This is a genomic window from Natrialba sp. PRR66 (genome assembly GCF_034808065.1).
Classification (GTDB): domain Archaea; phylum Halobacteriota; class Halobacteria; order Halobacteriales; family Natrialbaceae; genus Natrialba; species Natrialba aegyptia.
Window position 1 is genome coordinate 1 of record NZ_JAXHGN010000246.1, and the last position, 240, is coordinate 240.

At 50.8% G+C, this 240-nt stretch carries 1 protein-coding gene; it reads right to left on the reverse strand.

Annotated features, from left to right (window positions below):
- On the reverse strand, nt 1-235 hold a 235-nt coding region (locus tag SM755_RS24690; RefSeq protein WP_369335295.1), incomplete at its 3' end, for an anion permease.
- Nucleotides 236-240 lie beyond the last annotated feature (5 nt).

Sequence of the window (240 nt, forward strand, 5' to 3'; positions counted from 1 at the left end):
GCGACAGAAATGACATTATTAGGCCTGACGTCACCATGTTGGATACTTTCACCATTCCACTACCAAAAACGATGGCATTTGGCGGGGTTCCCACGGGAAGGACAAAGGCAAAGGAACAGGCCAGGGTTACCGGCAACATCAGGGTGAACGGATGGTTGCCCGTCTGTTGAGCCAACGTTGCCACAATGGGCACAAAAATGCTGGCGGTTACTGTATTGCTGCAAATGTTGGTGATTGCCT